Source organism: Halorientalis sp., from assembly GCF_028275115.1.
Taxonomy (GTDB): Archaea; Halobacteriota; Halobacteria; order Halobacteriales; family Haloarculaceae; genus Halorientalis.
In genome coordinates this window covers 1-19,206 of record NZ_JAQCNH010000091.1, presented here as the reverse complement: position 1 = coordinate 19,206, position 19,206 = coordinate 1, and the positions used below count along the sequence as shown (strand labels likewise).

At 65.0% G+C, this 19,206-nt stretch carries 21 protein-coding genes and 1 tRNA gene; 10 read left to right on the top strand and 12 right to left on the bottom strand.

Annotated features, from left to right (window positions below; genetic code table 11):
• Positions 1 to 33 precede the first annotated feature (33 nt).
• The 3 genes from Q0964_RS12055 to Q0964_RS12045 all read left to right on the top strand — a co-directional run bounded on the left by Q0964_RS12055 (position 34) and on the right by Q0964_RS12045 (position 2,743).
• Positions 34 to 756, top strand: coding sequence for an ABC transporter ATP-binding protein (locus Q0964_RS12055; RefSeq protein WP_299267833.1), 723 nt, complete (start codon positions 34 to 36; stop codon positions 754 to 756).
• Positions 756 to 2,012: an ABC transporter permease gene (locus Q0964_RS12050; protein ID WP_299267830.1), complete on the top strand. Its 1,257-nt coding sequence runs from the start codon at positions 756 to 758 to the stop codon at positions 2,010 to 2,012. Before Q0964_RS12055 ends, Q0964_RS12050 begins: the two co-directional genes overlap by 1 nt.
• 536 nt (positions 2,013 to 2,548) lie before the next feature.
• Positions 2,549 to 2,743: a hypothetical protein gene (locus Q0964_RS12045; RefSeq protein WP_299267827.1), complete on the top strand. Its 195-nt coding sequence runs from the start codon at positions 2,549 to 2,551 to the stop codon at positions 2,741 to 2,743.
• 243 nt (positions 2,744 to 2,986) lie between these two features.
• Here the strand turns inward: Q0964_RS12045 and Q0964_RS12040 are convergent, their stop codons facing one another.
• The 4 genes from Q0964_RS12040 to Q0964_RS12025 all read right to left on the bottom strand — a co-directional run bounded on the left by Q0964_RS12040 (position 2,987) and on the right by Q0964_RS12025 (position 6,649).
• Complete coding sequence (locus Q0964_RS12040) at positions 2,987 to 3,442, bottom strand: RDD family protein (protein ID WP_299267824.1); 456 nt, start codon at positions 3,440 to 3,442, stop codon at positions 2,987 to 2,989.
• 284 nt (positions 3,443 to 3,726) lie between these two features.
• Positions 3,727 to 3,870, bottom strand: a complete 144-nt coding sequence (locus Q0964_RS12035) for a hypothetical protein (RefSeq protein WP_299267821.1) — start codon at positions 3,868 to 3,870, stop codon at positions 3,727 to 3,729.
• Positions 3,871 to 4,139: 269 nt separating this feature from the next.
• Positions 4,140 to 6,413: a CDC48 family AAA ATPase gene (locus Q0964_RS12030; protein ID WP_299267819.1), complete on the bottom strand. Its 2,274-nt coding sequence runs from the start codon at positions 6,411 to 6,413 to the stop codon at positions 4,140 to 4,142.
• A complete protein-coding gene (locus Q0964_RS12025) occupies positions 6,410 to 6,649 on the bottom strand; it encodes a DUF7127 family protein (RefSeq protein ID WP_299267816.1) in 240 nt (79 codons plus the stop codon). The genes Q0964_RS12030 and Q0964_RS12025 overlap by 4 nt, the downstream gene beginning before the upstream one ends.
• Positions 6,650 to 6,807: 158 nt before the next feature.
• On the opposite strand from Q0964_RS12025, the gene Q0964_RS12020 reads away from it, so the two are divergent.
• Positions 6,808 to 7,575 carry an alpha/beta fold hydrolase gene (locus tag Q0964_RS12020; protein ID WP_299267813.1) on the top strand — a complete coding sequence of 256 codons (768 nt, stop codon included), beginning with the start codon at positions 6,808 to 6,810 and terminating at the stop codon, positions 7,573 to 7,575.
• A 348-nt stretch (positions 7,576 to 7,923) separates the two neighbouring features.
• On the top strand, positions 7,924 to 9,693 hold the full coding sequence (locus Q0964_RS12015; RefSeq protein WP_299267808.1) for a sensor histidine kinase: 1,770 nt from the start codon (positions 7,924 to 7,926) through the stop codon (positions 9,691 to 9,693).
• 42 nt (positions 9,694 to 9,735) lie between these two features.
• Here the strand turns inward: Q0964_RS12015 and panB are convergent, their stop codons facing one another.
• On the bottom strand, positions 9,736 to 10,542 hold the full coding sequence (gene panB, locus Q0964_RS12010; RefSeq protein ID WP_299267804.1) for a 3-methyl-2-oxobutanoate hydroxymethyltransferase: 807 nt from the start codon (positions 10,540 to 10,542) through the stop codon (positions 9,736 to 9,738).
• 153 nt (positions 10,543 to 10,695) lie between these two features.
• Here panB and Q0964_RS12005 point away from each other — a divergent pair, with 153 nt between their 5' ends.
• Entirely contained in the window at positions 10,696 to 10,875 is a 180-nt protein-coding gene (locus Q0964_RS12005; protein ID WP_299267934.1) for a DUF5822 domain-containing protein, read from the top strand.
• On the opposite strand, the gene Q0964_RS12000 is transcribed toward Q0964_RS12005, so the two are convergent.
• Complete coding sequence (locus Q0964_RS12000; protein ID WP_349254465.1) at positions 10,876 to 11,409, bottom strand: HAD family hydrolase; 534 nt, start codon at positions 11,407 to 11,409, stop codon at positions 10,876 to 10,878.
• A 99-nt stretch (positions 11,410 to 11,508) separates the two neighbouring features.
• Here Q0964_RS12000 and Q0964_RS11995 point away from each other — a divergent pair, with 99 nt between their 5' ends.
• Positions 11,509 to 11,745 (top strand): hypothetical protein, encoded by a 237-nt coding sequence (locus tag Q0964_RS11995; protein ID WP_299267798.1) that lies wholly within the window; start codon positions 11,509 to 11,511, stop codon positions 11,743 to 11,745.
• Positions 11,746 to 11,814: 69 nt separating this feature from the next.
• Here the strand turns inward: Q0964_RS11995 and Q0964_RS11990 are convergent, their stop codons facing one another.
• Together Q0964_RS11990 and Q0964_RS11985 are read right to left on the bottom strand one after the other, a co-directional pair.
• Positions 11,815 to 12,939: an acyl-CoA dehydrogenase family protein gene (locus tag Q0964_RS11990; RefSeq protein WP_299267796.1), complete on the bottom strand. Its 1,125-nt coding sequence runs from the start codon at positions 12,937 to 12,939 to the stop codon at positions 11,815 to 11,817.
• A 61-nt stretch (positions 12,940 to 13,000) separates the two neighbouring features.
• Positions 13,001 to 13,501 (bottom strand): helix-turn-helix domain-containing protein, encoded by a 501-nt coding sequence (locus Q0964_RS11985; protein ID WP_299267794.1) that lies wholly within the window; start codon positions 13,499 to 13,501, stop codon positions 13,001 to 13,003.
• A gap of 163 nt (positions 13,502 to 13,664) precedes the next feature.
• Here Q0964_RS11985 and Q0964_RS11980 point away from each other — a divergent pair.
• Positions 13,665 to 13,749 (top strand) — tRNA-Leu (locus Q0964_RS11980).
• 480 nt (positions 13,750 to 14,229) lie between these two features.
• On the opposite strand, the gene Q0964_RS11975 is transcribed toward Q0964_RS11980, so the two are convergent.
• Positions 14,230 to 14,865, bottom strand: a complete 636-nt coding sequence (locus Q0964_RS11975) for a response regulator (RefSeq protein ID WP_299267791.1) — start codon at positions 14,863 to 14,865, stop codon at positions 14,230 to 14,232.
• Positions 14,866 to 15,339: 474 nt separating this feature from the next.
• On the opposite strand from Q0964_RS11975, the gene Q0964_RS11970 reads away from it, so the two are divergent.
• Together Q0964_RS11970 and Q0964_RS11965 are read left to right on the top strand one after the other, a co-directional pair.
• Positions 15,340 to 16,476 (top strand): S1C family serine protease, encoded by a 1,137-nt coding sequence (locus Q0964_RS11970; RefSeq protein ID WP_299267788.1) that lies wholly within the window; start codon positions 15,340 to 15,342, stop codon positions 16,474 to 16,476.
• 70 nt (positions 16,477 to 16,546) lie between these two features.
• Entirely contained in the window at positions 16,547 to 17,107 is a 561-nt protein-coding gene (locus Q0964_RS11965; RefSeq protein WP_299267785.1) for a DUF420 domain-containing protein, read from the top strand.
• Between the two features lie 81 nt (positions 17,108 to 17,188).
• Here Q0964_RS11965 and purF read toward each other — a convergent pair whose 3' ends face one another.
• Genes purF through Q0964_RS11950 form a run of 3 tightly spaced genes read right to left on the bottom strand, consistent with a single transcriptional unit; the run spans position 17,189 to position 19,014 of the window.
• Positions 17,189 to 18,634, bottom strand: a complete 1,446-nt coding sequence (gene purF / locus Q0964_RS11960; protein ID WP_299267784.1) for an amidophosphoribosyltransferase — start codon at positions 18,632 to 18,634, stop codon at positions 17,189 to 17,191.
• A 24-nt stretch (positions 18,635 to 18,658) separates the two neighbouring features.
• Entirely contained in the window at positions 18,659 to 18,832 is a 174-nt protein-coding gene (locus Q0964_RS11955) for a 50S ribosomal protein L37e (protein ID WP_299267782.1), read from the bottom strand.
• Positions 18,829 to 19,014, bottom strand: coding sequence for an LSM domain-containing protein (locus tag Q0964_RS11950; protein ID WP_299267780.1), 186 nt, complete (start codon positions 19,012 to 19,014; stop codon positions 18,829 to 18,831). The genes Q0964_RS11955 and Q0964_RS11950 overlap by 4 nt, the downstream gene beginning before the upstream one ends.
• Positions 19,015 to 19,206: the final 192 nt, after the last annotated feature.

The window sequence follows — 19,206 nt, the reverse complement described above, 5'->3', positions numbered from 1 at the left end:
GCGTTCAATTGTCTGGAGTTCTTGATTCAGTCGATGACAGGCGAAGCGGCCGGCGCCAGCCCGCCGGCGGTCGAACTCGACGCCGTCGCCCGGACGTACAGCCGCGGCGAACCGGTCTATGCCCTCGACGACGTGTCGCTGACCCTCGCTCGGGGTTCATACACCGCCGTCATGGGTCCCAGTGGTTCGGGCAAGAGTACGCTGCTTAACCTGGTCGGCTGTCTCGACACGCCAACCGCAGGGACCGTCAGCGTCGCCGGTGAGGACGTCACCACGCTCGCGACCCCCGAGCGAGCCCGTGTTCGCGGCGAGCAGGTCGGGTTCGTCTTCCAGACGTTCAACCTCATGCCACGACTGACCGCCGAGGAGAACGTCGCGCTCCCGCTGGTGTTTCAGAGCGTCGGTCGCGCCGAGCGTCTGGAGCGGGCACGTGACCTCCTCGACCGCGTGGGTCTGGGCGACCGGACCGACCACCGCCCATCGGAGCTCAGCGGGGGACAGCGCCAGCGCGTCGCCATCGCCCGCGCGCTGGTGACCGACCCGGCAATCGTGTTGGCCGACGAGCCGACCGGTAACGTCGACACGGAGACCGGCGAGCGGATCATGGCGCTACTCGACGACCTGCACGCGGCCGGCAACACGATTCTGCTCGTGACCCACCAGCCTGCTATCGCCGACCGGGCCGAGCGCATCGTGAGACTCCAGGACGGCGAGGTTGACGCCATCGACGCCGTCGACGCAGGGGGGACGCCCTGATGTACCTCTCAGAGAGCCTGCGGCTCGCCCTGCGCTCGATCCGCGGTCACAAACTCCGTGCAGCGTTGACCGCACTCGGTATCGTGATCGGTATCGCGGCGGTCATCACCTTCGTCACGCTCGGAGCGAGCGTCAAGGCCGAGGTCGTCGGTCAGTTCGACGACTCGCCGGCCAATCGGGTGTTCCTCGTCGCCACACCCAGCGACGATGGGGGGCCACCGGCGGCGCTCTCCCAGCCCGTATTCACCGAGCACGACGTGAGCGGGATCGGAGAGATCGAAGGGGTCGACCGGGTCGTTCCCAGAGGGACTATCGCCACCTCGGCACTCTCACACGGGGGTGAGACCGTCGCCCGGGACCAAGTGACGGCCACCACGCCCGCGCTGTTCGGGACCGTCGAGTTCCGCGCAGGTGGCCCGTTCGTGGCCGCCGGGTCGGGTCGGGAGTGCCCGGACGAGATGGTCGTTACACGTTCTGCAGCGGCACTGTTCCCCGGAAACCTCTCGGCCGGTGACCGGGTAGCGGTCACACAGCGCGGGAACCGGACACGTAACGTCACGGTCGTCGGCGTTCTTGGGGACGACGCCGGACTGAACCCGCTCGCCGGCTTCGGGTCTCAACCGCGATTCTATCTGCCGACCTGTGCGTACGACACTGTCGTCACGAGCCCTGCCACTGGCACTCGACAGAACGTCTTCCCGCAGGTGACCGTCGTCGCCGCGAACCCCGGCGACACCGCGGCCGTCCAGGAACGGGTCCAGAGCTATGTCGATGGCGAATCCGACGCCACGCAGCTGGCGCCCGAGAGCTACCAGGTGAGCGCACAGACGAACGAGGATATCGTCCAGCGCATCGAGAACGTCGTCGACCGACTTACCCAGTTCGTCACCGGTATCGCCGTCATCTCCCTGTTGGTAGGGGCCATCGGTATCGCGAACATCATGCTCGTCTCTGTGCGCGAGCGGACCAAAGAGATCGGGATTATGAAGGCCGTCGGAGCGACCAACCGCGACGTGCTCCAGCTGTTCCTCGTCGAATCCCTGCTGCTGGGCGCCGGCGGCGCGTTGCTGGGCGTCCCCATCGGCGTCGCGGGCGGCTGGGTCGCGGTGACGTACGCGGAACTCCCGCTGACGCTCCCGCTCGTGTGGGTCGGCGCGGCCATCGGCATCGGCCTGATCGTCGGCGTCGTCTCAGGACTCTACCCTGCCTGGAGTGCGGCCCGCGTCGACCCCATCGACGCGCTCCGGTACGAGTAATCGGCCGGGGTCCCACAGTAGATACCGACACGGGCATTGAAATCGACCGTGACAGCATTCTCACGGACCAACTGGCCGACCGCACTGCCCCGCCGCTCTCGAACCCGTACCGGCGAGTGGGTGGCGGAACTGGGTCCTGCGGACGAAACCGGCGGCGAGGACACTCAACCGACCCTCCGGTAAGGGCTGGCGGCGGACGACGACACGGCACGTAGCTCGCCGCCCGCTATCGCCGTCCCGATGGCGAGGGCCTCGGTCCCGTCGCAAACGCCCCGAGCCACCGGGCGATCTACGTGAGGTACCAGCCCCGGTCGTCCCGTGAACGGCACGCCGAACAGCCGCCGTTCCGGGGGTTCCCCTGGCTGACTCCTGGTTCCCCGAGCGGGACCGACCGTGGTGTGAACTGGGCGCGTCGACGCGTTTCGTTCTCGCGGTTCAGGCTACCAACAACTGCTACTACCCGGACGGATGAGACTGCTATGGCCGGCAGGATACGCGTTTTGTACGTCTGCGTGACATAGACGGCCACGGAGCAGTTGCCGCGTCACCTCGAGAGCCAGCACGAGGACGCCACGGTCGAGGCGGTGAGTGGCGCCGCCGAGTGTCTGGACCGACTGGATACGAGTCGAGTCGACGCCATCGTCTCGGAGTACGCGCTGTCAGACAGAGACGGTACCGGGCGTCTGGAAGCCGTCCGCGAAGACCACCCATACTCGCCTTTCGGTCCGTAATCTCGATGCGCTGCCCCTGCGTCCGGTCCGGTGTCGAGCGTGACCTCGGGAGGCGGGGAACTGTCGTCCGAGACCGGCGACACTAACCCCACGGTCGCGGGTGCGTCCCGTGGCGGCATCCATATTCGAGGCGAGGTCGATCCGACGGTGACTCGTTACGGGCAGGCATAACAGTACCAGCGATGTGTCGCGCGAGTTTTCGAGTCTCGGGCCGCCACTGACGCGGGTGGGGTCCGCGCCGCCTCACGACCGGACGACGGCCGTGTCGGCGACCCAATCGCCGAGTCGCCGCTGGCGGTCAGAGACGAGGACGGCGACGATACCGACGACGTAGAACAGGGGGACCCAGTCGACGAGTCGGAGGACGTTCCGACCGAGGACCGCACCGAACGAGGGGGCGCTCCCGTCTCCGGCGACCACCCGGATGCTCACGAGGTACTTGCCGAGCGTCTTGCCGTATCGCCATTCGGCCAGCGTATGGTAGCCAATCGCGAGTGCGAGCCAGAGAGCTAACCCTATCACGGCGGGCGTACCAGTGAGGTCCGTTTCGACGCCGCTTGCAGTGGTCGCAGTCTGGCCGGTGATGGCACCTACGACCGAGACCGCAATCACGAACAGTGCGAGCCAAACTACCGTGTCGATGGCCATGGCGACGCCGCGGATGCCGACGCCACACCGATCCGGGCCGAGCGCTTCCATGCGAGTCCCCTGGTGCGGCGTGAACGACAACCCACACGCGGTGTTTCACGGCCGGAAATACCGACCGGGGACTGGCTCCGACCGTGCAGGGGTGCTCCCGCCGGGCGACTACGCCGGTTTTGCCGTCGACGGTCGCGGTGACGACGACTTCGCCACCGTCGGAACCGGAATGAACGCAGAAGTATCGGCCCGACCGTGGCGTCGTCGCAGAGTTGAACGCGGACTCGACCGCTCGCACCGTCACCTCGTCCGCGACTAACTCGGCGGTGATACCGACGTTGCCCCTACCGTTCGTTCTCGTCGGTAGACTCGAACGCGTCCTCGGAGACGGCGTCTGCCACCGCCTGCGCGGGGTCGCCGCTCGAGGTCCACAGTTCGTCGAGACGACGGACCGCCGTCGCCCGGGAGACGCCGGACGCGTCCGTCACTGCAGCGCCGCCGCGCGGGTTATCCAATCCCGCTTCCGAAACCACCCGGGTGTACTCCACGGCTTTGCCGTCTGCGTTCGATCGCCCGGTCCGCACGCCACCAACGGTTCCGTCTCACTGGGTGTCTCGGGTCATCTGCTCACCTGCAGTGAACACCGGCAGTCGCGCGAGCGGGGCGAGCGCGGTTCTTCGCGAGCGCCGGAGGCGCACGGTCTTTTGATTCCTCTGTAGCCACTGTCGGCGTCGGCACCTCCCAGCCAGAACGTGGGTTACTGGAAGGTCCGGCTGACCGTGTCTTCCTCCACGGTAGGCTCGGCCGTGTCGAAGTTCTCTTCGATCTCTTCGTAGCGTTCGCGAGTCTGGTCGTCGACACTGGGGGCGACTTCGTCGAGCGCGTCCTCGAAGTGGTTCATCGTCACGCGGACGTTGCTCACACTCTCGTCGACTTCGGTGGGCTCGACGCTGTTGATGAACTCACGGGAGGCGGCCATCGATGCCTCGCGAGTCAGCGCTTCGATGTCGGCACCGACGTACCCCTCCGTTTTGCCGGCCAGTTCGTCCAAGTCCACGTCGTCGGCTAGGGGCTTGTTCCGGGTGTGGACGTCGAGGATCTTCCGGCGGCCGTCCTCGTCGGGGACCGGGACGTGGACGTGGCGGTCCAGCCGTCCGGGACGGAGCAGGGCCGAGTCGATCAGGTCGGGGCGGTTGGAAGTCGCGATGACGACCACGTCCTCCAGAGCCTCGATGCCGTCGAGTTCGGTCAGCAACTGGGAGACGACGCGCTCGCCGACGCCGGAGTCGCTGGCCTGGCGGCCACGCTCACCCGCGATGGAGTCGATCTCGTCGAAGAAGATTACGGTCGGTGCGTTCGACCGTGCCTTCTCGAAGATCTCGCGGACACCTTTCTCCGACTCGCCCACGAACTTGTTCAGCAGTTCGGGGCCCTTGACCGAGATGAAGTTGGACTCGGCCTCGTTGGCGACGGCCTTGGCGAGCAGGGTCTTCCCGGTGCCCGGCGGGCCGAACATGAGCACACCCTTGGCGGCCTGCATGTCCAACTCGTCGAACACTCCTGGGTACTCGAGCGGCCACTGGATGGTCTCGCGGAGTCGCTCCTTCGTGTCGCCGAGGCCGCCCACGTCCTCCCACGTGGTGTCGGGCACCTCGACGAACACTTCACGGAGCGCGGACGGCTCGATTCCCTTCAGTGCGTACCTGAAGTCGTCCTCGGTAACCTGCAACCGGTCGAGAATCTCGGCGTCGATCTGGTCCGACTCGAGGTCGAGTTCCGGCCGGATACGCCGAAGTGCGTTCATCGCCGACTCCTTGGTCAACGATTCGAGGTCGGCACCGACGAACCCGTGGGTGTTCTCGGCGTACTCGTCGAGAGTGATCCCGTCGGTCAGGGGCATCCCGCGGGTGTGGACCTGGAGAATCTCCTTGCGGCCGTCCTTGTCCGGGACGCCGATCTCGATCTCGCGGTCGAAGCGACCGCCACGCCGGAGCGCGGGGTCGATGCTGTCGACCCGGTTGGTCGCTCCGATTACGACGACCTCGTTGCGGGACTCGAGGCCGTCCATCAACGAGAGGAGCTGGGCGACGACCCGACGCTCCACGTCACCGGAAGTCTCGCCACGCTTGGGTGCGATGGAGTCGATCTCGTCGATGAAGACGATGGCCGGCGAGTTTTCCTCTGCCTCCTCGAACACTTCCCGCAGTTGTTCCTCGCTCTCGCCGTAGTACTTCGACATGATCTCGGGACCCGAGATGTTCGTGAAGTAGGCGTCGATCTCGTTGGCGACGGCTTTGGCCATCAGCGTCTTGCCGGTGCCCGGCGGGCCGTGGAGCAGGACACCTTTCGGGGGCTCGATCCCCAACTGCTGGAACAGCTCCGGATGACGCATCGGGAGCTCGATCATCTCCCGAACCTGTTCGAGCTCGTCGTCGAGGCCGCCGATGTCCTCGTATGTGACGTTGGGCGTCTCCTCGCTCGCGGCACCGCTGCCGCGCTCGCCGACGATCTGTTCGGCGGGCTTCTCACTCACCTGAATGTCGGTCGAGTCGGTGACGACCACCGTCCCGGAGGGGTCTGTCTCGGCGATCTTCAGGGGAATCTTCTGTCCCGACATCGACGACAGTGGGCCGAGACCGAGCGAGAACGGCACCGTCTGCCCGGTCGTGACGGCCTGACCGGAGAGCTTGTTCCGGATGTGTGGGCCGACGTTGCCCCGGACCCGGAGGTTCTGGGGGAGCGCGACCGTGATCGAGGTCGCGGGCTGGACGTCCGCGTCCTCGACCTCGACGCCGTCGTCGATACCGACGTTCGCCTCCTGACGGAGTTGACCGTCGATACGGACGACGCCTTTACTCTCGTCTTCGGGGTAGCCGGGCCAGACCCGGGCGACTGCGCGACCGCCGTTCTTGCCCTCGATAACGATGTAGTCGCCGTTCTCGACGCCCATCTCGGACATCGCGGCGCGGTCGATAGCTGCGAGCCCGCGACCCGCATCCTTCTGTTTCAGCGGCTTGACGGTGAGTCTCATGCGTTCACCTCGACAGTGAGGACGCCGTTTTTCATAAACGCTTGCGCCTCCTCACCGCTCTCGATGTCGAACTCGTACTGCTCGCCGTCCGCGACGACGATGGCCATGTCACCGACCACGTCGACGCTCGCGTCCCGACCGACTCCGACGTCCGCAACGAACACGACCGCACCGTCGTCGTACTCCCGGCGACCGACTGGGCCTTCTTCCGCTCTGAACTGCTTTTGACCACTCATACTAACTCAAAGTTAGTCGCTTTCATATATAAATCTATCGCCGGCGAATCGGCAAAGGGCGTCGGTCCGACGTCCGAACGGCTGTATTGCGGTTCGACCGGCCAGGCCGGGCGCGGAAACCCGACGGTGTTTAATTTCCTGTCTGCGCAAGAGGGTCTATGGCGACGGTGACACACGACGGTCGCGAAACGGCGTACTGGGTCGACGGACCGACGGACGAGTCGGTGGTGCTGTTCGTCCACGGTAGCGGACAGCGCCACGACGTGTGGCGCGAGCAGATGGAGCGGGAGCGATACACTGCTGCCGCCGTGGACCTCAGTGGGCACGGCGAGTCCGACGACGTGGACGCTGAGGCCGGCCCGGAGACGATGGCTGCGTACGTCGCGGACGTGGCCGCAGTCGCGGAGGTGGTCGACGCAGACGTCGTCACCGGTCACTCGCTGGGCGGTGCCGTCGTCCAAACGCTGGTCCTCGAGGACGCATACGACCCAGAGGCGGTCGTCCTCGCGGGGACGGGCGCGAAACTCGGCATCGGCGAGGACGTGGGCGCACTGCTGGGCGGCGACGTCGAACCGGTTCTCCAGTTCATGCGTAAGGCGAACGCTCTCTTTGCGGACACCGACCACCCGGCCGCGGAACCGACCGACGAACTGATGCGGGACGTCGGCATCCGACCGCTGAAGCGGGACCTCTCGACCTGCGACGCCTTCGACGTGCGCCATCGGCTTGAGGAGATTACCGTTCCAGCGCTCTGCATCGTCGGCGACGACGACTGGATGACGCCTCCCACTTTCTCGGAGTACCTCGCCGAGAACCTTCCCGACGCCGAGTACACCGAGGTCCCCGGCACGAGCCACATGGCGATGCTCGAGAACGCCGACGCGTTCAACGACGGGCTCGACGCGTTCTTGCACCGGGTCGTGTGACGCCGGACAGCCGTGTGGCCCCGATAGAAACGCTAGGAGATGAGCCGCTCGCGAGTCGGAGCCCGACGGCCAGCGAAACAACGAGACACGCACCCAGGCCGAGACGGACTCACCGCCTCCGGCCGAGTCCCCGGACTGGCGCGACCGGTGAGTCCGGTTACGACCTGGATTTCGACACGCGTCTGTCGTCGTTCCCGCAGTGAAGCCGCTAGAACGGAGGCTATGCGCACCCCTTCATCGGCTGACGTTCCCTGTCTCGAACTGCGAGGGAATCAGGCCGGTCACCGCTCGTTTCGAGAGCCATTCTGGCCAATAGCTTTTCACAGGGGTACCTATTTATCGAACAACGTGCAGTTTCCCGTCTATCTCCCGGTTCTCGTGCTAGTACTCCCGGTGGTCGCAGCACTGGGGTACACCGGCTGGAAGCTGCGGCCCAGACCGGGTTCGACGTGGTTCACCGTCAATATGTTGGCCATCGGCGTCTGGACGCTCGGCGAGATTCTGGTCGTCGTCAACACCGGACTGGACGCCAAACTGTTCTGGAGTCGGTGGCTGTTTCTGGGTGCCGGGTTCTCGGTTCCCTGCTGGTTTTTTTTCGCCGCCCGGTACACCGGCCGCGAGTCGTTACACAGACCGGCGACGGTCGGCGTCGTCGCCGGCGGGTCGCTGCTGTACCTGCTGTACATCATTTTCCTCCTCCCGTCGAGAGGTGGGGCCCTGACCGCTGTCACCCTGGATACGAGCGGTCCGATTACGACGCTTTCCTACGGCTGGTCGCCGCTGGTAACGAGCTACGTCCTCCTCTCGTACGTGTTCTTCGCCGTGGCGTCGTACTTCCTGTTCGTCAAGCTCCGCCGGTCGCGCGGCGTCTACCGGACGCGTAACTTCGTCCTGCTGACCGGCGGCCTGATGATCCTGTTCGGTCACGCGATCAGTTTCTTCGGGTTCAGTCCGCTGCCGAACCTGATGCTTGGCGTGCTCCTGTTTCCGGTCGGGGGCCTCCTCGGCGTCCTCGGAGAGTATACAGTGTCGTTCTACTACTGGTTCTCGCTCGATAGCGTCCTGCAGCGGCTCTCCTTCCGGTACTCGGACGTGGTGCCGCTGGCGCGTCAGTTCATCGTCGAGGAGATTCCCACGGGGTTCGTGGTCCGGGACAGCGACGGCCGCATCGTCGACCTGAATCCGACCGCACGGTCGGTACTGGGTCGCAACCGACGCATCGTCGGCAAGCGACTCGCTGCGGTCGTCGACGAGGACAGTCCCCTCGGCCGACTGCTCGATGGGAACGGGGAACTCGTCGACACCGACGCCGAAATCTGGGTCGACGATGCCGACGGGACCAGGCTATGTTTCGAGGTCCGTGTGACGGCGGTCGAGCGCGGCGACAGCGAGGCGGTCGGCGACGTGATCATGCTTCACGAGGTGACCGAACGCAAGGAGAACGAACAGAAACTCCGCCAGCAGAACGAACAGCTCGACCAGTTCGCCAGCATCGTCTCACACGACCTCCGGAATCCACTGAACGTGGCCAAAGGGCACGTCGAACTCGCCCAGGCGGGCTACGACGAATCGCTCGAGACGGCCGAACAGGCACTGGATCGGATGGAGACACTCATCGAGGACACGCTGACCATCGCACGGCAGAGCCAGACCGTCGAGGAGACGACGACAGTGGACGTCGGTGCGCTCGCCCGCGAGGCCTGGACCAACGTCGACACCGCCGAGGCGACGCTGGTCGTCGACACCGACGCGACCGTGCGAGCCGACGAGGGCCGCCTCTCACGACTGTTCGAGAACCTCTACCGAAACAGCGTCGAACACGGTCGCGCGGACCTGACCGTCCGCGTCGGCTCGCTCGGCGACGGATTCTACGTCGAAGACACGGGGCCTGGAATCCCGGCAGCCAAACGGGAGGCCGTCTTCGAGCACGGCTATACGACCGACGAGAACGGAACCGGGTTCGGACTCTCCATCGTCGAGAGCGCCGTCGACGCTCACGGTTGGTCGATCACAGTGACGGACGGCACGGACGGGGGCGCTCGATTCGAAATCACGCAACACCCCGGTGACGGTGAACAGGAGTCGTCTCAGAACGAGACCGAACCGAGCACGCGGTGAGTCGACCCGGCGACGCTTTCCGGCCCCCGCGACGCACACGGCTCAGTACAGCTCGTCCACGTCTTCTTCGTAGTGGCTGTGTTTTTCCGCCGGGAACTCGCCACTCTCGACGGCGGTCGTGTAGCTATCGATGGCCTCGCGCATCTCCCCGCGAACGTCCCCGAACGACTTCGAGAACGGGGCCACGTCCTCGCTCAGCCCGATCACCTCGTCGACGGTGAGGACCTGCCCGTCACACTCCGGCCCTGCGCCGATACCGATAGTGGGGATGTCGATGGCTTCTGTGACGGTCGCGCCGAGATTGGCTGGGACGTGTTCCAAGACGAGTGAGAACGCGCCCGCGTCCTCGTGGCGCTCGGCCAGGTCGACGATCTCCCGGGCGTCCCCCTCGTCGGTCCCCTGGCGGAACAGTCCGGTTTCGTTCTCGCGCTGAGGTGTCAGCCCGAGGTGGGCCTGGACCGGCACGCCGATCTGTGTGAGCCGGCGGGTCAACTCGACGGTGTGAGGACCGGATTCGAGTTTCACCGCGTCGGCGTCGGCGTCTTTGAGCATCCGGCCGCAGTGTTCGATGGCATCGTCTTCGTCGGCACCGAACGAGAGGAACGGCATATCGGCGATCACCATGGCGTCCTGGGTGACGCGCGCGACGGCGGCGGTCGCACTCTCGATTTCGTCGACCGTGACGGGAAGCGTCGACTCGTAGCCCAGCCGGAGGTTCCCGATGGAGTCGCCGACGAGAATCATGTCGACCCCGGCCGAATCGACCAGTTCGGCCGTCGGGGCGTCGTAGGCAGTCAGCATCGTGACCGGTTCGTCGCCGCCCTTCTCCCGGATGTCCTTCGCTCGCATACCCTCGAATCTATCGCCCGGGGCCCTAAACGTGTCCGATGCGTCCGGACCGACAGAGCCATGTTTGAACCGTCTTCAGTAGTTGATGTGGCACCGATCGACCGCGAGCCAGCAGAGACGACCGATCCCGACGGGATCGACTACGGCTGGGTGATGCAGGTGACCTTCGTCACGACCATCGTCGTCGGCGCGCCGCTGGTCGCCCTGCTCGCGGTCGCCGTCGAGCTCCAGACCTGGCCGGCCCGCGCGAACTTCGCCATCCGTGTCGGTGCCGTCGTCTGGTTCTGTACCGCCGCTGCAGTCTATCTTTACGCACGTCGTGAAGAACGGTGATCACTCAGCGGGAAACTCCCGGACGTAGACGTAGTCCGTCCCCGCGCGTCGGGCCGTCTCTTCGTCGGTCTCCGAGTCACCGACGAACAGTGTCGACTCGGGCTTGACGCCAAGTCCCTCCACTGTGGTCAGCAGGGGTTCGGGGTGGGGCTTCTCCGTGTCCACCGAGTCACGGCCGACGACCACGTCGACGTCCCCGTCGATTCCGTAGGTCTCCAGGGCGATTCGACAGGCCGACTCGGCGTTCAACGAACAGACGCCGACCGGTTGGTCGGCGGGGACCGTCCCTGCGAGCGGGAGTCGTCGGGAGGCTCGTGCGCCCTCGCGCTCGAACTCCGCGATGGTCTCGTCGACGAGGCGACGGTACCCGGCCCCTTCGGACCGTTCGAGAAGCGTCCAGAGGTCCGCGTCCTCCACGTCGACACCGTGTGGACGCAGGACCGAGGCGGCCTCGTGACGCACCGCTTCCCAGTCCACGTCGAGATGGACCAGCGTCCCGTCGAGGTCGTAGACCAGCGCGTCGTACTCCTGTATCACGGCCGATGGTAGACACGGCTCGGAAATAGCCCCTTCGGTGGCCCCGCCCGAACTGTCGGACCAGAGGGACGCTGACCAAATCGGTCGAACGCTGCTGTGAGCCCCACGGCCGCCGCCTCGGACGGCGCTCTGCGCCGGTTCGTGTGGGAAGTCGGCACCCGCCTCGTGTTGTTCGGCATAGTCGCAGGGACGTTCGTCGAGGTCGAGACGCCGGCCCCGTCATACGACCGGTCGCTTCGGCTCGCGGCGTTCTCCTTTCTGCCCGTCGCGCTACTGACTCCGCCCGTGGTATCTCTCGGTGTGCGCGGCCGCGAGGACGCGGGCGAAATCTAGCTCGGCCGTCCCGGTCGTCACCCTCCCTGGACTGTCTGGACACGTCGAGGCGCGCAATCGAAAACGCGACTAGCGCAACTCCTCGGCAATGACTCGCTTCTGTATCTCGGTGGTCCCCTCGTAGATGGTTGTCACCTTCGCGTCGCGGTAGAACCGCTCCACGTCGAAGTCCGTGGTGTAGCCGTACCCCCCGTGAATCTGGACGGCCTCGTTGGTCACGTCGACAGCGCCTTCGCTGGCGAAGTACTTCGCCATGCTCGCCGCGCCGCGCACGCTCTCGCCGGCGTCCGCACGCCGGGCGGCGTCCAGTGTCAGCAGGCGGCCCGCCCGCACTGTCGTCCCCATCTCCGCGAGTTTGTGCTGGATCGCCTGGAAGTCGCCGAGAGGCTGGCCGAACTGCTCGCGGTCACCCGCGTAGTCGAGGGCCGCGTCCAGTGCGGCCTGTGCGAGCCCGACCGACTGCGCAGCGATGCCGATGCGACCCCCGGTCAGAATCGACAGCGCGGCCGACAACCCCCGGCCTTCCTCGGTCAGCCGGTACTCGGCCGGGATGCGTGCGCCGTCGAACTCGAGTGTGGTCGTGTCGCTCGCGCGCAATCCCAGTTTGTCCTCTTTTTCGCCGACTTCCAGTCCGTCGGTGCGCTTGGGAACGAGAAACTGGGTCACGCTCGACGGGTCGTCGCGGTCGGTCTTTGCGAACAGGACGACCACGCCCGACCGCTCGCCGTTCGTGATCCACTGTTTGCTGCCGTTGATAACGTACTCGTCACCGTCGCGGCGCGCCTCGGTCGTCATCTCGGCGGGGTTCGAGCCCGCGCCGGGTTCCGAGAGTGCGAACGCGCCGACGGGCCGCCCCGCACACATCTCCGGGAGCCACTCCTCTTGCAGGGCTTCGTCGCCGAACTCGCGGATGCAGGAGGCCGCCAGACAGTGGACGGAGAGCGCGGTGGCGACCGCGAGTGCGCCGTAGGCGACAGCCTCGTTGACGACGGCGTAGGTGACCCGGTCGGCGTCGAAGCCGCCGTACGCCTCGGGGACGGTCAACCCCGTCAGATCGAGGTCGGCCAGCCCATCCCACACACCCTCGGGGAACTCGCCGGTCTCGTCGGCCTCGCCGGCCACGGGCCGAATCTCCGCCTCGGCGAACTCTCGGACGGTGTCTCGGATTGCTTCCTGCTCGGGCGAAATGTGCATGCCACTATCTGGTGGGCAGAGAACAAAAACGGACGGGACCACCGCGGTCGGATTCGGCCGGTCAGGACTCGGCGAGTTCCACGTCGAGTCGGTCTTCCAGCTTCGTGATGACGGAGCCGCCGACACCGGCCTGAGTGGCCCGCTCCTGCTCGACGGCCAACAGGTCGGATTGGTCGATGTCGAGGTCGTCGGCGAGTTCTTCGAGCTGCAGACCGGCGGCCTGGCGCGCGTCGGTAAGTCGCTTGCCGTAGTCCGAGACGAGGTAGGGCAACTGGTCGTCCTCGTAGTCGGTGCCTTCCTCTTCCCAGTGGGTCGGGTCGCCTTTGCGTGCGTCGTCGATGCGGGCGGTGTTCTGGGCCGCCCGGCGCATACGGTCGCTGTCGCTTCTGCTGTCGTCGTCGGAACTGTCGTTCGCGTCGTCGCCGTGCTGTGCACAGTCCGCGCAGACTTCGAGTTGGGCCCCGGCGACACTCGCCGAGCGGAGGTCACCGTCCTCCTCGCCACAGAGTTCGCAGCTCCCGCCGGCGTTTCCACCCGCGTCGCCGGTCGAGTATTTAGCCATACCAGCGGTAATAGCTGCCCCGTATTTGAAACGTCCGCTTCCGACACCGCTCGCGCACAGACGCACTCCGGTCCGGTTGCTGGATTGGGTCGGCCTGCCGTTGACAAACGAAAGCCCTTTTATCCGGCCAGGGGTACCGGGTGAGTGCGGACAGACACACAGTGCGTGGGTAGCCAAGCCAGGCCAACGGCGCAGCGTTGAGGGCGCTGTCCCGTAGGGGTCCGCCGGTTCAAATCCGGTCCCACGCACTCACCACGCGGGCCATGCCCGCGACCACAGAGTGCGGGTGCACTCCCCTTGGGACTGCACCCACGCATCATTCCGTTCGGAGCAGGTCAGCCAGTGACAGCTCCGGCTCGAAGCGAACACGTACCGACCTTTTCCGAACACCGGATACAATTCGTCGAGCCGCAATCCTCACGACCACAGCTGCTCGTCTTCTTTTCCGGTGCACCGGCGCTCACACTGGTAGCCAACCGCCACGCTCGACGATTGCGCCAGCACAACTCCCGAACAGTGAACTGACCGACCGAGCTCTGGACGCGGGGACAGCGTCCGTCTCGGCGCGGCTCCGGAACGCGAGCTGTACCGACTACTTCGTGGAAACCAGAGCCGGATCTGTTGGTCGACACGGCCTCGAACGCGCGTTATTTTCTGACCGGGAACGAGACCGTCCGTCGGTCAGGGAAGTCTGTCGCCTCCGGCTAACCCCGGCCCCAGACCGCGACTCACTCTTTGGCTTCGTCCTCGTCGATGCCCGGGATGTCGGGTACGTCGCGGTCGCTCGAGGCGTCCATATCGGTGACTTTGAGCGTGCCCGACACGTCGGAGAAGTTCTCTTCGAGGTCGGACATATCGACGCCGACCTGGTCGCGACGGTCCGCGAGGCGCTGTTTGATTTTCGCGTACTCGTCGCTGGCTTCGAGTTCCGCGCTGGATTTCTCCTCTTCGAGCGTGGCCTTCTTCGAGACCAGCGCCAGGAAACGCCGGAAGTCGTCGTCGTATGTCGCACGCTCCAGCATCTCGCTGACGACCTCGTTCAGTTCCTCCCGCTCGATGGGCTTGACCAGGTACTCGTCGAAGCCCATGTCGATAATCTCGAAGTCCGGGTCGACGGCTGTCAGCATGACGACCCGACAGTCGAGTTGGCGTGACTCGATCTCTTCGAGGACGGCGTCCCCGGACACTTCGGGCATCCGACGGTCCAACAACACCACGTCGACAGTCTCGTCGAGTTCGTCGAGTGCCTCTCTCCCGTTGTACGCTGTCCGAACGTCGTACTCGTCCGACAGAAATGCCGTGTAAGTGTTCGCGATAGCTCTGTTGTCGTCCACGACGAGGACGACTGGTGAACGTTGACTCATCTGTTAATCACGCCGTACTGGCAGGCACCCGACAACACCACGAATTCGCGAACCATTCTTATACTCAGTATGACTGCAAGCGAAGAAATAGATTGGGGAGAATACGCGGTCCGAGGGTAGCTCGTTTCGGTGAAGCGGTAATTTTCACTGAATCGTCGTTGATATTTCCGGCGCAGTTCGGGTCACGACCGGTTCACAGACGGTAGCGACTGCCAGACTCCGCGAGTTATCGAATGTGATAGACGGAGGGATACAGTTATGATCAACATCGACGATACAGTAGATGCTGGCACGTTGGTGGCGTCTCAATTCCACCATCTGCCCACCCCACCCACCCACCCTGCTTTCACCCCACTCCTCGTCCCCACTTACCCCACACATCCTCCCTCACTCTTTCGACATCAACCAGTCGCTACCCCGGCGGTAACCGACCGTACCGCCGGCCTTTATTCACCGCGCCTCTAACAACTGGGCATGAGTAGCGAGCAGTTGACGCGGCGGCGGTTGCTGGCAGCTGCAACCGGCGTTGCCGCTGGTGTCGCCGGTTGTAACACCTCACAGTCGAGAGCGTCGTCTGGAAACGTCTCGAACCCGGACGCGGCGGAGCTACTGAATTCGACACCCGAGTCACAGTCGGATTACACCGACGTGTACAGACAAACTATCGACTCGGTCGTCCTGGTCCGGGTCTACGCGGACTCGCGTGGCCGGGCGGGAGAGGGGTCCGGGTTCGTTTACAACGACCAGTACATCATCACGAACGAACACGTCGTGACGGACACGCGAGGGGCGGTCCTCGAACCGGGAACCGTCTTCGACGACATCCGGATCCAGTTCACCGACGGTCAGTGGCGTACCGCCGAGGTGGTCGGCACCGACGCCTACAGCGACCTCGCCGTCCTCGACATACAGAGCGTCCCCGATACGGCGACGCCGCTCTCGCTCATCGAGAGTGAAGTGGCCATCGGTCAGCCGGTTATCGCTATCGGAAATCCCCTCGGTTACACCGGTTCGATGACATCGGGGGTGGTCAGTGGCGTCGACCGGTCGCTGCCCGCGCGCAACAACTTCCGTATCCCGGACGCGATTCAAACGGACGCCCCGGTGAACCCCGGCAACAGCGGCGGCCCGCTGGTGACGCTCGACGGTGAGGTCGCGGGCGTCATCAACTCCGGCGGCGGTGACAACATCGGCTTCGCCATCTCGGCCGCGTTGATGAAACGCGTCGTCCCGTCGTTGATCGATACTGGCGACTACCAGCACTCGTTCATGGGTGTCGGTCTCACCAGCGTCACGCCACTCATCGCCGAGGCCGAAGGGCTCTCCGATGCCGACGGTGTCTACATCGACGAGGTGCGCTCGGACAGTCCCTCTAGCGGCGTTCTCCAGGGCTCGACCGGGACCACGGCCATCGACGGCGTTCAGGTCCCGACCGGTGGCGACGTGATCGTCAGCATGGGCGGCCAGACCGTGGAGAGCCAAGAGGTGCTCTCGACGTACCTCGCACTGGTGACCAGTCCGGGCGATACGATTCCCGTCGAGGTCATCCGCGACGGCGGTCGCACCACCGTCCAACTCACGCTCGGCGAGCGGCCCGAACCCTACGCCTGAGCCGTCGTCCCCTCGTCGGCCGCCGCGGTGAACGGAAACGCACATTCCGGTTCGGCCGCTACGCCCGCTCATGGAACTGCGCGCGCGAGACCGTGTCCCAGAGTTGACCGGCCTGTTAACCGTTGTCGCCCTCGCGCTGGTGTTCGGCGCCGTCCTCGGGGTGATTCCTCGGGCCGCTCTCCCACAGGCCCCCGCGTGGTTTCTCGCGGCCATCCCACACGTCAACGCCGTCGTGAGCGTCCTCGCCATCGCCGTGATTCTGGTCGGCTGGCGAGCGATCCGCCGCGACGAGGTCACGCGTCACCGCAACGCCATGATCACCGTTCTTGTTCTGTTCGCGACCTTCCTCGTCCTCTATCTCTACCGCGTGACCCTCAAAGGCCCCACCGAGTTCCCAGGTCCGGCCACCGTCGAACAATTCGTCTACTTCCCGATTCTAGGCATCCACATCCTGCTCGCCATCGTCTGTATCCCGCTGTTGTTCTACGTCCTCCTCCTGGCGCTCACCCGGCCGAGCAGCGAACTCCCCGGGACGAACCACCCGCGGGTCGGCCGCGTCGCCGCGACGCTGTGGCTCGTCTCGTTCGCCCTCGGCACCGTCGTCTACCTGTTGTTGTACGTGCTTTTCTGAGAACCCGCCCGCTCACGCTCGCTCTGTTCCGTTCCCGTTCTCTCGCTCGTGCCCGGGAGAGTCGGTCCGGTCGCCCTCCCGTCAGTCGTCCGCGCTCGCAGCCGTTCCGATGGCGGGTCGGTCGACCTCGCGGTCCTTGGATTCGCCGTCGATGTCGTAGGGGTACTCTCCGGTGACACAGCCGAGGCAGAGATCGACCTTCGATTTCGAGAGCGCACCGGCGACGGCGTCGATAGAGAGATACGACAGCGAGTCGGCCCCGATTTCGTCGCGGATGTCCGCGACAGGCTGGTCGGCGGCGATTAACTCCTCGCGGGAAGCCATGTCGATCCCCATGTAACACGGGGCGACGATGGGTGGCGCGCCGATCCGGACGTGGACCGCCTCGGCCCCAGCGTCGTACAGCAACTGGACCAGTTGGTTCGACGTCGTCCCCCGGACGATGGAGTCGTCGATCAGCGTGACCGTCTTTCCCTCCACCGTCGACTTGATCGGGTTGAGCTTCAGCCGGACCGCTCGCTCGCGTTCGTCTTGGGTCGGCATAATGAACGTCCGGCCCACGTAGCGGTTTTTCATCAGCCCCTCGGCGAACTCCACGCCGTCAGCGGCTTCATCTTCGTTGGCTGCTTCTGCGTACCCCGACGCGAACGCACGCCCGGAGTCGGGCACTGGCATCACCACGTCGGAGTCGATGCCGTTCTCCTCCCAGAGCGCACGACCCAGGTCTCGGCGTACCTCGTAGACGAGTTCGTCGTCGATTACCGAGTCAGGCCGCGCGAAGTAGACGTGCTCGAAGAAACAGTGGGCGGTGTTCTCAGGCTGGACGAGTTGATACGTGTCGTACCCCGTCCCGTCGCTGTGGAGGACGACGAGTTCACCCGGCCGTACGTCTCGAATCAGCTCGCCGTCGAGTGTGTCGATGGCCGCCGATTCGGAGGCCAGGACGTAGCCGTCTTCGAGTTCGCCGATACACAGCGGCCGATTCCCCTCCGGGTCGCGCACGCCCAGCACGGTGTCGTCGTGCATGATGGTCAGGGAGTACGATCCGTGTATTCGGCTCATCGTCCGCTTGACTGCGCGGACGAGGTCCTCTTCGAGAAGGTTACGGGCCAGGTCGTGGGCGATGACCTCGGTGTCGCCGTCGGAGGTGAAGGCGTGACCGAGTTCGGCCAGCTGGTTGCCAATATCCTCGGCGTTGACGAGGTTGCCGTTGTGGCTCAGGCCGAGCGACCCGCTCTTGAACGAGACAGAAAACGGCTGGGCACAGCACGCGTTGACGCTGCCGGCAGTAGGGTACCGGACGTGACCGATTCCGTGTGATCCGTTCAGATTCTCGAGGTCGCCCTGCTCGAAGGCGTCGCCGACGAGCCCCATATCGACGTGTGAGTGCTGCTGGAACCCGTCGTGTGTAACAATTCCGGCCGATTCCTGGCCACGGTGTTGGAGAGCGTACAGGGAGTAGTAGAGGGGGCGGGCGGCGTCTCGGTTTTCTAGCGATACTCCGACGACGCCGCACTTCTCGTGCATTGTGGGTGGTGAAGTGTTGGTCGGTTACTCGCCGGCCTTTTGCTGCCAGGCGTAGTCACGACGCTTGGCGGACTTGCCGAAACCACAGGACGAACAGACTTTCTTCTTCGTGTGATACGACTTTTCGCCACACCGGCGACACTTCGTGTGTGTCGTGGTGTTTTTCTTTCCTTGGCTCGGTGTTCCTGCGCCCGTCATGGGTTGATAGAAACCACGTTATCGCCGCGTATAATCGTTGTGTCTTCACCCGCTTCCACGACCAGGTTCATGTGTTGATCGTAGCCAGTGAGCTCTCCTTCGTACATTTCGCCCCCTTTCAGTTGAACTGTCACGCTCGAACCGAGCGCGGCCTCGAGGACATCCAGCGGTCGTCCACTCATACCGAAAATCGGTGCCGACGAACGTATAAACGTACCGCTATTCGGGTGCCAGAGACCGCAAACGGCTCCGACCGCATTTCGGGCCGCTCAGAAACCGGCCCAAGCGAGGAGGGCGTGAATTTGTCGGTACGGTGACGGTTCCGACAATCACGTCTATGACATCCTCCGCGCGGTGAACGGCGCGGTTTCCTC

Coding starts and splice junctions, on each gene's coding strand:
- Q0964_RS12055 (WP_299267833.1), top strand. CDS start 34: ATGACAGGCGAAGCGGCCGGCGCCAGCCCGCCGGCGGTCGAACTCGAC.
- Q0964_RS12050 (WP_299267830.1), top strand. CDS start 756: ATGTACCTCTCAGAGAGCCTGCGGCTCGCCCTGCGCTCGATCCGCGGT.
- Q0964_RS12040 (WP_299267824.1), bottom strand. CDS start 3,442: ATGGAAGCGCTCGGCCCGGATCGGTGTGGCGTCGGCATCCGCGGCGTC.
- Q0964_RS12030 (WP_299267819.1), bottom strand. CDS start 6,413: ATGAGACTCACCGTCAAGCCGCTGAAACAGAAGGATGCGGGTCGCGGG.
- Q0964_RS12025 (WP_299267816.1), bottom strand. CDS start 6,649: ATGAGTGGTCAAAAGCAGTTCAGAGCGGAAGAAGGCCCAGTCGGTCGC.
- Q0964_RS12020 (WP_299267813.1), top strand. CDS start 6,808: ATGGCGACGGTGACACACGACGGTCGCGAAACGGCGTACTGGGTCGAC.
- panB (WP_299267804.1), bottom strand. CDS start 10,542: ATGCGAGCGAAGGACATCCGGGAGAAGGGCGGCGACGAACCGGTCACG.
- Q0964_RS12005 (WP_299267934.1), top strand. CDS start 10,696: ATGCAGGTGACCTTCGTCACGACCATCGTCGTCGGCGCGCCGCTGGTC.
- Q0964_RS11990 (WP_299267796.1), bottom strand. CDS start 12,939: ATGCACATTTCGCCCGAGCAGGAAGCAATCCGAGACACCGTCCGAGAG.
- Q0964_RS11985 (WP_299267794.1), bottom strand. CDS start 13,501: ATGGCTAAATACTCGACCGGCGACGCGGGTGGAAACGCCGGCGGGAGC.
- Q0964_RS11975 (WP_299267791.1), bottom strand. CDS start 14,865: ATGAGTCAACGTTCACCAGTCGTCCTCGTCGTGGACGACAACAGAGCT.
- Q0964_RS11970 (WP_299267788.1), top strand. CDS start 15,340: ATGAGTAGCGAGCAGTTGACGCGGCGGCGGTTGCTGGCAGCTGCAACC.
- Q0964_RS11965 (WP_299267785.1), top strand. CDS start 16,547: ATGGAACTGCGCGCGCGAGACCGTGTCCCAGAGTTGACCGGCCTGTTA.
- purF (WP_299267784.1), bottom strand. CDS start 18,634: ATGCACGAGAAGTGCGGCGTCGTCGGAGTATCGCTAGAAAACCGAGAC.
- Q0964_RS11955 (WP_299267782.1), bottom strand. CDS start 18,832: ATGACGGGCGCAGGAACACCGAGCCAAGGAAAGAAAAACACCACGACA.
- Q0964_RS11950 (WP_299267780.1), bottom strand. CDS start 19,014: ATGAGTGGACGACCGCTGGATGTCCTCGAGGCCGCGCTCGGTTCGAGC.